The organism is Myxococcales bacterium (assembly GCA_016699535.1).
Lineage (GTDB): Bacteria > Myxococcota_A > Polyangia > Polyangiales.
On record CP064980.1, the window covers coordinates 306498 to 320532 of the forward strand.

Here is a 14035-nt window from a genome sequence, read left to right on the forward strand (position 1 = left end):
AAGCAAACAAGTGCGTTTTGGTAAAAAACTGACTAAGCTCTATTACTCTGCACCTATTGCGGACGCCGTCTGTGGTCGTGCAGCTTGAAGATTTGCTAGGGCTTGGCTCCAGGTGCTTTTGTGATTTGGATCGAGTTCGGCTGTACGGAGAAGTAGTGCCTCGGCTAAGTCAAAACGTTTATCAGCAACATAACTTCTAGCATAGGTCATCACCAAAGGCACCGCCGTCGGCATCCATTGCATGGCGGGATCCAAAATACGTCGAGCAGCTTCTGGAGCGCCTAGCAGGATTTGGATTTGTGCTTCCCGCGCGTAGGTTTCGGCTTCTCCATCCACCGCTGTCTTCGAGAGAGCTAAAGCCTGGTTGAGCCGTTTTATCGAATGCGCAATAACAGGATCAGTCGGCCCAAGAGACTTTGCTTTATCGGCGGCATGTTCCGCCTCGGCCCATTTTTGCTGCCGGGCATAAACGGGGATTAACAAGTTCCAACCATACGCAAAATTGGGCTGCAGCTTCACGAGCTCTTCAAGCTGCTTCTGAGCATCGTGAAGTTGCATTGTTCGCACGTAAGAAAGTGCTCGCGGCAGCGTAAAGCGTGCATGATCACGTCGAATAGTATCAACGGTTACCTTTGCAATGGCACTGAAAAGGACAGCAACTCGGTATTGATCTCTATCACTTGATTGGAAAGAACGTCATCGTATGTTCGGCGAATCGTGGAAAGCAGGGCTTGGTCCAATGACGGCGTATGGCGCAGAAGTGCATCAAGCGCCAACAAGGAAAACTTTACGGTGCCAGGTCGATCGCAACGTTTCAAACTTTCGTTGAAGCCTTTTGAGAAGAGTCGAAGAGCCTTGTTTATCTCTCCTCGACTATCAAACTGAGCGGCCAGCGCTTCGATAACAACTTTGTTGTTCGGGTCAACTTCATACTGGTAGAGCCACAAAGTTTCCGAGCTACGGAAATGCAAAGCATGGGCAGAAGTTACAAGCGAAAAACCGACAAGCGCAATAAATGAAAATCCAATCCAAAGCGTTCTGACTAGAACGCGTCGCCATAAAAAAAGCGAAGTACGCACAAACAAAGCAACAAGACCCAAAATCGGTAAATAAAGGAATCGCTCGGCGATCAACACCGAACTTCCTAAATCAAAAACATTGAGCACAGGAAGCAAAGGAGCAAAGAACCACAAACTATCTGCTAACCACGGACGCAAGCGTTTGTATTTGAAGCTAGCAGCGAAAAGCAGTAAAAAAAGCAATAAGACAGCACCGCCAAGAGCAACAATCGAAGCGTTGTAGCTATAGCCATCAGGACAACGCGTGTACCTGAAAGCGCGCTGCGCGGAGGGCTCCCACGGGAAAAGCACTGCTAAGACGTAATGTCCCAACGAAGCAAGTACACGCTGCACCGTCTCGACGCTGAAGCTAAGTTGATAAAGTACGTCTGCGCTTACAACGCTTTGCCTAAAAACTAGCGCAGCTACTGGACCAACAAACAATAAAACGTAGGCCCATGGACGCTTTTGTCCTTGCAGCGCCCAGAGCTCATACGCAACTACAACAGGGGCGAGCACACTGGCTTCTTTTGACAACAATGCTAGCCCAAACATGAGAGTTCCAATGAGTCCTCTCCACCACACGAAAGGTCTTTGCCAGCAAAGCAAAGCAAGCAATACAAAAAAAGCCATCCATAAATCGGTCGAGCCGGATATCCACGCCACGCTTTCAGTGCGCGAAGGATGAAGCGCGAAAATTAACGCGCCGAAGGTGCACAATACCAACAGGGTTTTAAACGAAGCGCGGTCGCGATATCGGCGGAAAAGCCATGTAAATGCAAGCAGACTGGTGCAGACATGAAGGCATAACGAAACAAGGTGGTAGCCAAAACTGTTCGTTGAGAAAAAATGATACTGAAGCGCATATGCAAGTGTTACCACGGGTCGGTAAATCTGTTCGTAAACAGCATTAACCAAGTACATGTCTTGCGCGGTTCCCCAAAAACCCGAAAGCAACGCCTTGGGTAGATGGTCAAAATCTTGTATTCCCTGGTTTGCAAGAATAAGAACGCCGTCGTCCCAGGCAAAAGCTCCGAAAAGCGAGGTGTAGAAGACACCCGCAATGGCTATACCGATTGCAAGCAGTACTGCGATAATCCAGTGTCGATGGGTCATGATCAGAATTGAAATCGAAGATCCAGAGCAGTGGCTGAACTCACATTGAATCCATCACGCAAATGTTCTGGCAACGGTCGATGTCTGCGTGTCTCGATTGCAGGTTTAAGCGAAGTTGTGCATCCACTATCCCCGCAACAGCTACGCCAGCAAACAGCGAAGTCGCTACTAAGTTCGTATAATACCATGCTTGCTCAGCGCTCTGGGCTGCCTCACGATCTGAACCTGTGTTTTGACCCACAAGTTTCGTGGGCACATCAATCGTTTGATACACAAAAAAAGAAACCAAGCTTACAACAGCTAGAGCAGCTTGGCTAACCGCAAGGACCATGCCTAATCCGTCATGACCATTCTGAAACTGCCCAATTCCAAACGGCAACATAGCAATCCAGCGTGAGTTTTCCTGCTCGACTCGCTCTGTTTCTGCAAGATCAATAAGCGCTTGCATGCGTTTGGCCTGACTTAGTTCAATAGTTGCTTTAGGGGCTTCGTTACTATCGCTTTTGACCTTGGACTTGTCTATCTCTGCATCCCTCTGAGCAAGCACTTCATCACGCACCGCAGAAAAGACTTTGATGACTTCTTCTGGGAAAGAGAGTGGATCCAATCGGTAACTTGGATCTTCAAGCAGCAAACGTCTAAACTGCGCAGCGGCTTCCTTGCGACGCTTTTCAAAGAGATAGCTTGCGCCTAAATATTTTCTTGATTCTAGCCTCAAGGCTAAATTTTGAACCCGCGACGGCTCTTGGCCAACCAATGCTTCGAACAAAGCAATAGCTTTGGCGTAATTTTGTTTAGTGTATGCTTGTCGCGCTTTTTGGAAATCTGAAAACACATCAGCCTTACTCAACCTTGGCAATCCAAAGCTCAGTCCTATAACTAGGAAGACCCACGACAGTCGAACTAAAAAGATGCGCCCCAAAGACGGCATGAGCGAAGGCTTACTTAGGACAACGCCTTAGCGCAAGCCTTTTAGGCCTTAAGCATGGATAAACAACAAGAATGCTTCATTATTTTTCGAAATACGCATGCTTTTCCTTCCAAGTACAAATTCAAATGCATAACGCAATCCGTCAACTCTATGGCGCAATTGTCACAGGTAGATTAGCGGTAGCCCTCAAAAAGCCTTTGATTCTTGATAGAAAATTTCTGGTACAACTTTTGCAAACCTATTATTGGCGGAAGGTGCATTGGGATGAGAATCAAAACTCGCTTATTATCATGGTGCTTCTTAATAAGCTGTGGAAGTTTTTCCAGCCTTGTCTATGCACAAACTCCAACTTGTGAAAATGTAGGCGGAGCTTCCAATGCAAATCGACTTGGCTTAGTGGCTCTCACAGAGCTTGGCACCGGAAGCTACAGCTACCAATCTCAGTCTCTGCAAGGTGGACTCTACGACAATGGAATCAACTTTCCTCCGCAGAGCACGGTAGACCGTGGTTTACAGCTCGCTACGGAGTTAGCGGAACAAGATCGCGTTGTTTTAGTATCACTCGGCATGTCAAACACGGGCCAGGAATACACTTCTTTTATGAGCGCGGCATCTTCAAGCAGCGAAGTGCATGATCGCGTGCTACTTGTGAACGGAGCGCAAGGTGGTCAAACCGCACAAAATTGGGACACAAGTAATGCGGCGACCTGGGATGAACTCGACCAACGAGTGGCACAAGCTACGGGACTTAGCAATGTGCTAGCCCAGCAAGAAGTAAATGTGATTTGGATAAAACTTTCGATTAATAAGATCAGTTCTTATGACGATCCTCTCGCAAAGTTTAGACAATCCCTTGAAGACGTCATTCGTGTTGCTAGTTCACGCTACCCAAACCTGAAACAGGTTTTTCTTTCCAGCCGCACGCATGCTTTCACGAGTGATGTGGAAAACATCTCGCTGCTGAACCCTGAACCTTTTGCTTACACTTCAGCCTTTGCTGTAAAAGACTTAATTCAAGCAAGCATTAATGGACAGTTCAGTTCAGAAGGCTTTCCATTGCTCGTATGGGGCCCTTACATCTGGGCGGAAGGTAGCCGAAACGACAATACGCTTATGAATGGCTTTACGTGGACCATCAACGATGTGGAAGGCGACTGCACCCATCCAGGACCCACCGGTGAGGAAAAAGTAGGGCAAGCTTTGCTTAAATTTTTCCTCAACGATCCGCTTGCCGCTCCTTGGTTTCGGGCCGACGGCGCAGCAGGAACACCCTATCCAGAAAACGCGAGTGAACCACCAACAATTGATCCAGATAATGATGCTGGCACCAATGATGGATCTTCTCCGCAACAATCTGGCACGGCCGCAAACACGGACAGCGGGGGCTGTGCCCTATCGAATTCGCCAACGAACAGCGCGTCACCAAGCCTTGCGCTCGGTATCGTCTTGTTGCTATGGTTTTATCGCAGAAAATCGAGAACTATAGCTTGGTGCACGCACGCACCAGAAAACGACCAAGAGGACATTCAATGTTGACTCGCTTCACTATGTCATGCCTAGTGCTTGTTTCTTTTGCTTTGCTTAGTTGCAGCTCGTCCCGTCCGCCACGATGGGAGCAAGTGATGAACGGTGTCTCAGGAGGTTCGGTGGATAACCTCGTCTTTGACACACAGGACTCTGATGTTTTTTTTGCCATCGCTACAAATCAAATCTACCAATCTAAAGATCACGGAGAATCTTGGAGCACTCTTGCTGACATCGAGTTATCCGTATCTTCGATGGCATTGCACCACACTGCCTCTGAATCGCAAGCAACTCTTTTCATTGCGACAGAGCAAGGGCTCAGCAAAAGCGCTTCGCCTTACAAAGAGTGGGATACCATTGCCTTTGACTCAAATTCGGTTTCAAAACTATTTATTCCAGATCAAACAGACGATCTTTTTATTGTGGAGCTTGAAAACGGTACAGTCTTTCGATCTACCGATGCGGGGTTAAGTTGGAGTGAGATTTCGATGCCTCTGCCAGTCAAACTTATGAGTCTGGACATGGCCGACACCACCGAGGGCAAAGTGATGATCCTGGCCACGCGATTATTGGATACCGAAGGAAATCTTAGCGACGAGGGTAGGATCTTAAGAAGCGATGACGATGGCCAAACATGGCAAGAAATAGATCAAGAAGTGAAACGCTTAACGTCTACTGCACATTGCAATGTTGATAACACCTTGCATCTTTTCGTCTCAAGCATTGAAAAAGTTTGGACGAGTAGTGATGCAGGGCAGAGCTGGAATGAATTTCAAGCGGAACAAACACCTGGAAGCATTGAAAGCCTGGCGGTAACCCGTGATTGTTCTGAAATCTATCTTGCAAGTTTTGATAGTGGTCTTTTTTCAGCAAACTTATCGGCTAATGAATGGCAGGGGCCACTTTCAGAAGGCTTGCCCGGCCTAAGCACGGTTAAAAACGCCAAAGGTGTTTACCTCAGCCCAGAGGATGAGCCTGCGCTTTTCTATTCCAGTCGTTACGCACTGTTTTGGAAGGCCACTTCAAACAGTGATTGGACTTCCATCAATGATATCGGAGGAGTCTCGATAAGGGATATCAATGCATCGTCCGGGGAAGAGTCGATTCTTTGGATGAGCACATGGGGCGCAGGTTTTTGGAACTACTCGCAACAAGACGCGCAATGGGAACAACCGAATGCAACCGAACTTGATGAAGGATTCGGCTTCTCGGTCACGCCACTTTCCGAAGGCAAAGTGATTCTAGGCGGCTGGCCAACGGTCTACCGAGGTTTAGACGCCGCCCTGTTTGAAGAAGTAGGCCAAGCCAACCTTTTCCAGGTTGCAGCCGATCCGGAAGATCCAAGCACACTTTATGGCGCCACTCAAGCCGACATTCTTGTCTCAAGGGACGAAGGCTTAAGTTGGGACAAAGCAAGCGAAAGTCTAGAGCCCTGGGAGCTCAATGGTAGCATGGTGAAAGACTTTCGAAGCATTGCCGTCAATCCGACGAATCCTTTGCATCTTCTGGCTGGCTCAAACGGCAACGCTGTTTTTCAAAGTACAGACGGAGGTGCAAACTGGCAAAGTCTCGAGGGGGAAACTCTGGGAAATACAATTATCACCTGCGTCGTCTTCGCAGGACAAAGCCTTTTTGCCTGCGCACAAGAACGCGGCGTGTTTGTCAGTCGTGACGGAGGCGTTGGTTGGGCCTTTGAAAACAGTGGGCTTGATCTTCCTGGCAATGTTAACGAGTTAACTTACGATGCACAAAGCGATACGCTCTACTTAGCAAGCTCGACCGGAGTTTTCGAGCGCCCTAGCGAAGGATCCGAATGGAAAGCCTTGGCTGCAAATAGCACGCCCAAAGGCGACTTAACGAATCCCGTTATCGTACGAATGCAAGGAAAGCGTTTTTTGTACATCAGTTCGAGCAAAAAGGGCATCCATCGTATAGAGCTGCAATAGAAAACAACAGGAGCGAAACCGCCTGTTTGTTGTCAAAGCCCTATCCTTATTCTGGGTCTAGCTTGACAGAAATCTCTGAAACCTGACCTGCTTGCAGCACGACACTGCGCCGTTGCGGCAGAAACCCTTCTGTGCTTACTTCGATCTCTTTGACTGCAGTGTACTGATTATTCAAATCAACTGTGATCAGTCCATGGCTGCGCCCTCGACCATCGCCTTTAATGGCAACATCGCTAGGCACATTGGAACGCACAATTAACATCGCAGGTCGAAAAGTTAACCGATGCTTGAGTACGAAAGGCATGCGGCCCGCCTTGATATTAACGTTGAGCTGCGAGTCTTCACAGCAACCCGAGGCTCCAACAAAATGGAAACTGTGTCTTCCAGGACTCAGATCAATATAGCGAAAATCAGGACCGAAAGCTTCAAGGGGTCCGCCGTCCACGCTGATCTTTATGTTTTGTGGCGTCGGTTGAAACTGTACGCGACGTAGTCGCGGAAGAACGTCGTGCTGTTCTCTTTGCGCTTTGGGTGGCTGCTCTATTTCTTGTTGTTCATCGGAACTTTCTGGCTCACTATGAAGCGTTTTTTGCTCGCTGCTATCGTCTGAAGAAACTTCGACAGTCTTTGCTGAAACAGTCCTTTGCTTTTCTTGAACATGTTTCTCAGACATAGCGTATTGAGAAAGCGCAAACACACCTGCGCCGAGCGCTATAGTTAGAACAATTGCTGTCATGAAACGAAGCCAGCGCTTACGTCGCGATCGGCGAGCCAACATGCTCAACGCAGCCATCACTTTTTGATTCTCAGGATCAAGCGCAAGTACGCGATTAAAATAGTCACTCGCTAAACTACGTTGGCCTTCATTTGCCGCTTGGATACCTTTTTCAGCCAACACAGCAACAACATTTTCGTTAATCCGCTGGCCAGTCTGCTCCGGTGCTTTTAGAAAAGTCTCAAGCTCTGCCCCAACATCGTCAATGCCAATATCGGACACAAAATCCATCAAATCGCTTTCAAGAGCTGCTGCATCGGGGTAGCGCTCATTGGGATCCACTTTAAGACAGCGATTGATGATAGCGGTCATTTTGCTGCCCACGCTTGGACGCATACGAAGTGGATCAGGATACTCGCCCTTAGTGATCTGCATAAGGACTTTATGTGGATTGCGCCCGTTGAAAGGCAGTCGCCCAACCGCCAGCAGATAAAGAACCGTTCCCAGTGAAAAAATATCGCTGCGCGCATCGCAAGCGTGGCCTTCCACTTGCTCCGGCGCCATATGACCCGGCGAGCCAAGCACCTGTCCCGTAATCGTCATGGAATGCGTATCGCGCATTTGAGCTAAACCAAAGTCAGTGAGTTTCACTGTGGCGTTCTTATGGATCAAAACGTTTTCTGGTTTTACATCCCGGTGAATGACGCCTGCGATATGCGCTGTATGGAGCGCTCTTGCCAAAAGCACACAAATACACGCAGCTATTTCAGCAGGGATGTTTGGATGCTCCTCGGCAAATACCTTTAAAGTGGGCCCCGTTAATAACTCTGTGACGATATGAACTTCTTCCGAAGCGGCGCCGCTAAAATCATAGATTTCGATGATGTTCGGATGATGCAGCTTGGCCACCGTGCGCGCCTCACGCGCAAAGCGCTCCCGAGCTTGTTCAGCACCACGCAAATGAGGATGCATTACTTTGACAGCGACGAGACGATCGAGTGTGATGTCACGACCCCGAAACACGGTGGCCATTCCCCCGGATGCAATCTCTTCAAGGAGCTCGTATCGTCCGATTTGCTTGAGCATGTGTTGTTTAGGTAAGTGCCTCTGTGGCAACAGCTTCTCTAAGCGTTACAAATTCCTCAGCCAAAGTTGGATGAATACCTACGGTACTATTAAAGGAAGTCTTTGTGGCGCCATGACGTAATGCTACGGCAAAGCCTTGCATAACCTCGCCGGCATCGGGACCCACCATATGACAGCCCAAAACACGGTCACTGTCTCTATCGACAACCATCTTGACCATGCTTTTTTCATCACCCCCACTCAAGGAATGCTTTAGCGCTCGAAACTCCGAGCGATAGATATCAATATTGGGATATTGAGCACGCGCTTGTTTTTCGGTCAGACCCACCGAACCAACCGAGGGCTGACTGAAAACCGCCGTTGGCACGAACTGATGATCAAATTTGCGTGGCTTATCTGCAAACAAGGTGGACGCTACAGCCATGCCCTCATGAAGCGCGATGGGTGTGATCCCAAAATGGTTGGCCACATCGCCAATGGCGTAAATCGAATCCACCGAGCTTTTTCCAAAAGCATCAATGACCACTTCGTTTCGTGAGCCTATCTTTACCCCCACGTTTATTAAACCGATGTTGTCAATGTTGGGACGCCTGCCGGTGGCAAGCATCACGGCATCGGTTTTAATCGACTCGCCATTTTGACAATTCACCTTAAGACCGTGGTCCGATTTATCAATCGATTTGGGCTCGGCACCAAAGCGTTGTGTGATGCCCTTCTTTTTCATCTCGATGGCAAGCACGCGACAAATGTCGTGATCAAAGCCCGCAAGCAACGTTTGGCCGCGAACCATGTGCACTACTTCAACGCCCATGCCGTTAAAAATCCCAGCAAACTCGCATGCGATGTAGCCTCCGCCGATGACTACGATCTTTTTCGGGAGCTCTTTTAGATAAAAGGCATCATTTGAAGTGATGGCGTGCTCGACACCGGGGATCGGCGGAAAGACTGCCTGGCTTCCTACGGCAAGCAAAATATAGCGAGCGCTGATTTCTTTATCGCCGATTTTAATACTGTTCGGCGAACTCAGAACAGCTCGTCCCCATTCCATGGTGACCCCCGACTTGATCAACAAATTTTCGTATACTTTGTTGAGCCGCCCTATTTCTTTGTTTTTGTTTTCAAGCAATGTCGACCAATTGAAGTCGCCACCCGAGACTTCCCAGCCATAGGCGCGCGCATCTTCAAAGTCTTCGTGAAAATGAGAGGCATACATGAAAAACTTTTTTGGAACGCAGCCCACGTTGACGCAAGTCCCGCCAAGGGCTTGTTCTTCAACAATACACACACGAGCGCCATAGCCTGCAGCTGTACGCGCCGCGCGCACACCACCGGAACCCGCTCCAATCACACAAAAATCATAGTCGAACTTGCTCACTGCGACTCCATTTCAAACATCAGAACACCAGCTGCTCTGGAAAACACAACTGAACACCATTGCTGGGACCTTGGCCCAGGTTTCCAAGCAGCTCGACTCCCTCAGTGGATTCAAACACAATGGTAGAGGTAGCCTGGCCCAAGTCTACACTATCGATGGCTATCGTTGAATCGATGCGCGCCGGCGTGGCTAAATCATAGACAAAAGGATCGCCTTTTTCAGGCACCACCAAGGCATAGCGATCATCAACCGCAGCAATCTGGCAGGCGCCCAAGGCCTCACCGAGATCATCGATATAATCCCAGCGCCTCATACTCAGCAAATCAATAAACTCGGCAACGGAGGATTGTCCCTCGGGCTCGCCGCCCAAAACCAGCGCAGTGGCTCCGACTTTTGCGAAGCCCGCGTTCTGTCGCGGCACGGCGAGCTCAAGTTCCTCGAACACCACGCACCGCGACGGCTCGGCTAAAAGCACACGCAAGCCTAAGGGCGCCCAGCCCGCATAAAAAATCGGCAACGATCCAATCAAGCGCTCATCGCCCCGACTAAGCTCAACCTGCAAACGAGTCGAAAGATTGCGTGAAACCGGAAGCCGCAAGCGAAGAGTTTCATCGACCGGTTCAAGTCGCCGCTCGACGACGGGTTGATCGTCTTGCTGCAGCGAAATCAAGGCAGATTCCCAAGCTGGATCGAGACCAAGCAAGCTTTGGCCATCCACACGTTTTATACTGGCTGAAATGACAATTGTGTCGTCTTTGCAGCCAAAAAAAAGACACAAGTGGCATGAAAATGCTATAAAAACTGCCAATCTTGTCATGTCAGGAACGGCGAAAATATCTTTACTCCTTGTTGCTTGCTGAGTACACCGCTAAGGCCGTGTTTGAAAGTGCCGCGATAGTCCTCGAGCCCGCCCAGGCCGCGCTCTCATTAAACAGCCAAAAGTGTTTCGCCTGGCTTGATGCAAATCTAAACGCACACCCCCAAGGACGCTATAGCTATCTTGCCGCCGAGCCCGAAGACATTCTGTGCGTTGGTCATGGACAGGCAAAGCCTTTCGATGCGCTTCGAGATATCCAAAGACACCCGGGATTTTGGATAGGGTACATCAACTACGATGCAGCTTTTGAAGCGGATGCCACCTTACGCGCCGTGCATGCACGCGATGAACGCCTGCCCCTACTCTTCTTTGCGCGTTATCCTGCACTGTATTGTTTCGATCATCATCAAAAGCAAGGATGGATTCTCGCGCAGGACAAACAAGCCGCACAGCGCTTTGAAGCTTTGCTAAACAACCCAACGTCGACCATAACCCCCTGCACGATTGCTGACATTCAAGTCGATGTTGATAGTAAAGAAGCGCACACAGCGGCTATCGAACAGGCTCTGGAGCACATTCGCCAAGGGAACATCTACCAAGCCAACCTCGCGCGTCGTTGGCGCTGCCAATTCAAAGCAAAGCCCCTATCGCTATTTTTGCGCATGCGCGAACAAAGTCCTGTGCCCTACGGGTTTTTCTTAGCGCAACAAAACTTCGCGGTGCTTGGCCGAAGCATGGAATGTTTTTTCGATTGGCAAGGCCCAGGCAAACGCCTGTTTTCAAAACCCATCAAAGGTACCATCAAAGAAAGTACCGATGCTAACTTGCGAAGCCACACTCAGCTTTACGATGATCCCAAAGAACGCGCAGAGCACACCATGATCGTGGATCTGATGCGTAACGATCTGAGCAAAGTCGCTCAACCGCGCAGCGTTAAAGTCACCGAACCCTACGCTATCGAAGCCTATACAGGACTCAGCCACATGGTAAGTACGGTTGAATGCATCAGCCGCGATGATCTTGGCATCTGTGAGATCATGCAAAGTCTTTTTCCGCCAGGCAGCGTGACTGGCACGCCCAAACATCGCGCCATGCAACTCATCGAGGAGCTTGAACCCGCTTCGCGTGCTCTTTCACAGGCACCACCGGCATCATTTTCCCTGATGGCGGCGCTAAGTTCTCGGTGACCATTCGCACCGCCCAGCTAATCGACGATGAGCTCATCTACTGGGCCGGAGGCGGCATCGTCGCAGCCAGTGACCCCCACAAAGAAGTCGCCGAAACCACACTCAAAGCCCAAGTTTTTCTTGAGTCTTTGAGCTAAATCCACCCGACCCACACTTGAAGCATTCCTAAAAGGCATACGAGAAGAAATCGCGCTATGGGTCATAAGTGGCTGTAAAGACCTACGTTTTTTTACGGGATCCTGGATCGGTGAGGTCAGGAGCACCCAGATAGCTGTATAGGGTGTCACGACTGCCCTGAAGGACCTCCTCGGTTGAGCTCCTTTGCGGCTTCAAAACTATTGTTTTATAGCGCATGGCTTCATGCGTCTGCTGGCATCATTTTTGCAATGTCATCATTCGTATAATGAACTCCTGCACAAGAGATATTTCCCCACATCTCAGCAATCCCACAATTATAGACTGTTAGAAAAAGCATTTATCACACGGACAACTCAACTTTAACTTACTCTTTAAAAGGATATCGCATTATGCGCTCTTGGTTCTTATTGATTCGAATTCTAATTGCTTTAGCCCTGTTGCCTCTATGCGCTCTTTCAGCATGCACGCAGTCACAAGACTCTGAATGGAGCATCTCTGCAGAAGCGCAGACGGTTCATCCTGAGCAGGACACTTGGATTGTCTTTGACCTGTATCAAAATCTATTATGGCGATTTATCGATGGAATGGATGAGCAGCAACGATTGTCCTTTGCCGCCGATCAAGCAATCGTGCCAGATGATGTGCGACTAATGGATAACCTTGGCGAATTTTTAGTGTGGCTCAAAGAAATGCCCAATGTTCACATTGTTTTTTGGACAGACGACAGTGTGCAATATAACGAGACGCTGCTCAAAGCTATACGCCTGCCTGATGGAAGCACCGCATGGGACGCTGCCGATCGTGTTCTAGGAAAAGAACAGATGGTCCCACTTACTAATAGCGAGACTGGCATTTTAGCTAAGGATTTTTCTGCTATTCCAGGGATCGACATTGCTCGAACGATTGGAATTGCAGGCTCGACTTTCTATCAAAACCCAGACCAAGCGAAGCAGTGGATTGTACTAAACAATCGGTTTGGTGGACCCATGTTGCAAGATCTTTTAGAAGATTCACCTACCTGGTCCGGCGCTTACTACCTTGCATGGCTTAAAAGAACTAATTCGGTGGAAGCTGGACTGACTTTTCACCGCGCCTTGCGCGACCGCGCCTTGCTCCTAACTGGCTTTCTTAATCGACTGTTTTCTTCCGAAAGAAACGTTGAGACGCCCTTCCTCGACCAAGCTCAAGACCTTGCCGGACAAATAGGTACTCACTATGAGCATGCTGAGGAATTTATTAGCTACGGTTATTCTATCTTACGTCAGCGCTTTGGCGAGGTGCGACGCGCGCAACTTGATTGGATCGATTCCTATACCGTACAGAACAGCCCCAGCGGAGAGCGTTTTATCAATCTTGGTGGAATCTATTTAATCTGGTCCGATAGCGAAGGATGGCTCGTTGAAACCAGCCTTTCAAAGCTACCTGCAGATGTCGTGCCCATGATCCAAGACGCAAACCTTTATGAGCGTGCACAGGATGAGTGGTTTGCTCCAACTCAAGTTGCTCGCAGTTGGGGATTCGGGAAGCTTGGGGATACGTGGAGTTTTCGCTACCAGCAGAGCATTGGCGCGCAGGAATTTGCTCGCTCCCCCTGCCCTTTGGGCAATCAAGCACGCGCAGGGCATGAAGAGAGCGAATGTTTTGATCTGAGCACCGTGCAGGGAAAAGTAAACCGTGTTGAGATCTTCTACCTTGGCGCACGACTTGTTGAAATATACAACTTCCGTTGGCAAGAAGCAGGCAAAGACAATAGCAATACACTAATGAGCTGCAACTATATGTACAGCCGCTACAATGGGGAGCACGGGGGCCACTTCTATCCGGCACACCCCTTTGGATCAGGGTACTCCGAAGGCAATTTGTGCGAACCCGCAAGTGTTGCTTTTGTAAAAGAAGCTTTGATCTATCCCGCAATCGTCGGTGCAGTCGTCTATCTGGCAGCTCGCTATCTTCTGGGCAAAATTGTCGGAAGAAATACGGTTGGTATTGTGGAAGAAACGATTGAAAAGGCTGCTGTTGGTATAAAGCCTCTCTCAGTTGGTGTGCTTGTTCCTTAACTTGGATGCAGAGATTGGCTATCTAAAAGCTTTTGATATCAACTATTTAGTTGTTGTTACCCCCATGATCGGAGCATAGCGGCCA

The 14035-nt window shown here is 49.1% G+C and carries 11 protein-coding genes; 5 read left to right on the plus strand and 6 right to left on the minus strand.

Annotated features, from left to right (window positions below; all coding sequences use genetic code 11):
- Positions 1-42: 42 nt before the first annotated feature.
- From IPJ88_01630 to IPJ88_01640, 3 genes are all read right to left on the minus strand, one after another.
- Complete coding sequence (locus IPJ88_01630; protein QQR90472.1) at positions 43-558, minus strand: tetratricopeptide repeat protein; 516 nt, start codon at positions 556-558, stop codon at positions 43-45.
- Between the two features lie 68 nt (positions 559-626).
- A complete protein-coding gene (locus IPJ88_01635; GenBank protein QQR90473.1) occupies positions 627-2174 on the minus strand; it encodes a hypothetical protein in 1548 nt (515 codons plus the stop codon).
- A gap of 40 nt (positions 2175-2214) precedes the next feature.
- Entirely contained in the window at positions 2215-3009 is a 795-nt protein-coding gene (locus tag IPJ88_01640; protein ID QQR90474.1) for a hypothetical protein, read from the minus strand.
- A gap of 492 nt (positions 3010-3501) precedes the next feature.
- Between IPJ88_01640 and IPJ88_01645 the strand changes: the two genes are divergently transcribed.
- Positions 3502-4641: a hypothetical protein gene (locus IPJ88_01645; GenBank protein ID QQR90475.1), complete on the plus strand. Its 1140-nt coding sequence runs from the start codon at positions 3502-3504 to the stop codon at positions 4639-4641.
- Positions 4635-6575, plus strand: a complete 1941-nt coding sequence (locus IPJ88_01650) for a hypothetical protein (protein QQR90476.1) — start codon at positions 4635-4637, stop codon at positions 6573-6575. Before IPJ88_01645 ends, IPJ88_01650 begins: the two co-directional genes overlap by 7 nt.
- A 46-nt stretch (positions 6576-6621) precedes the next feature.
- Here the strand turns inward: IPJ88_01650 and IPJ88_01655 are convergent, their stop codons facing one another.
- Genes IPJ88_01655 through IPJ88_01665 form a run of 3 tightly spaced genes read right to left on the minus strand, consistent with a single transcriptional unit; the run spans position 6622 to position 10568 of the window.
- Positions 6622-8376: a serine/threonine protein kinase gene (locus tag IPJ88_01655; GenBank protein QQR90477.1), complete on the minus strand. Its 1755-nt coding sequence runs from the start codon at positions 8374-8376 to the stop codon at positions 6622-6624.
- A 7-nt stretch (positions 8377-8383) separates the two neighbouring features.
- On the minus strand, positions 8384-9751 hold the full coding sequence (gene gorA, locus IPJ88_01660) for a glutathione-disulfide reductase (GenBank protein ID QQR90478.1): 1368 nt from the start codon (positions 9749-9751) through the stop codon (positions 8384-8386).
- Between the two features lie 19 nt (positions 9752-9770).
- On the minus strand, positions 9771-10568 hold the full coding sequence (locus IPJ88_01665) for a hypothetical protein (GenBank protein ID QQR90479.1): 798 nt from the start codon (positions 10566-10568) through the stop codon (positions 9771-9773).
- Here IPJ88_01665 and IPJ88_01670 point away from each other — a divergent pair.
- From IPJ88_01670 to IPJ88_01680, 3 genes are all read left to right on the plus strand, one after another.
- Complete coding sequence (locus tag IPJ88_01670) at positions 10562-11755, plus strand: anthranilate synthase component I family protein (GenBank protein ID QQR90480.1); 1194 nt, start codon at positions 10562-10564, stop codon at positions 11753-11755. The two genes, IPJ88_01665 and IPJ88_01670, sit on opposite strands and share 7 nt — an antisense overlap.
- Complete coding sequence (locus IPJ88_01675; protein ID QQR91936.1) at positions 11719-11892, plus strand: chorismate-binding protein; 174 nt, start codon at positions 11719-11721, stop codon at positions 11890-11892. The genes IPJ88_01670 and IPJ88_01675 overlap by 37 nt, the downstream gene beginning before the upstream one ends.
- 390 nt (positions 11893-12282) lie before the next feature.
- Positions 12283-13950: a hypothetical protein gene (locus IPJ88_01680; protein QQR90481.1), complete on the plus strand. Its 1668-nt coding sequence runs from the start codon at positions 12283-12285 to the stop codon at positions 13948-13950.
- Positions 13951-14035 lie beyond the last annotated feature (85 nt).

Excerpts from the sequence above, each read along its gene's own strand:
- IPJ88_01630 (QQR90472.1), bottom strand. The coding sequence starts at position 558 with ATGCAACTTCACGATGCTCAGAAGCAGCTTGAAGAGCTCGTGAAGCTG.
- IPJ88_01635 (QQR90473.1), bottom strand. The coding sequence starts at position 2,174 with ATGACCCATCGACACTGGATTATCGCAGTACTGCTTGCAATCGGTATA.
- IPJ88_01650 (QQR90476.1), top strand. The coding sequence starts at position 4,635 with ATGTTGACTCGCTTCACTATGTCATGCCTAGTGCTTGTTTCTTTTGCT.
- IPJ88_01655 (QQR90477.1), bottom strand. The coding sequence starts at position 8,376 with ATGCTCAAGCAAATCGGACGATACGAGCTCCTTGAAGAGATTGCATCC.
- IPJ88_01665 (QQR90479.1), bottom strand. The coding sequence starts at position 10,568 with ATGACAAGATTGGCAGTTTTTATAGCATTTTCATGCCACTTGTGTCTT.
- IPJ88_01680 (QQR90481.1), top strand. The coding sequence starts at position 12,283 with ATGCGCTCTTGGTTCTTATTGATTCGAATTCTAATTGCTTTAGCCCTG.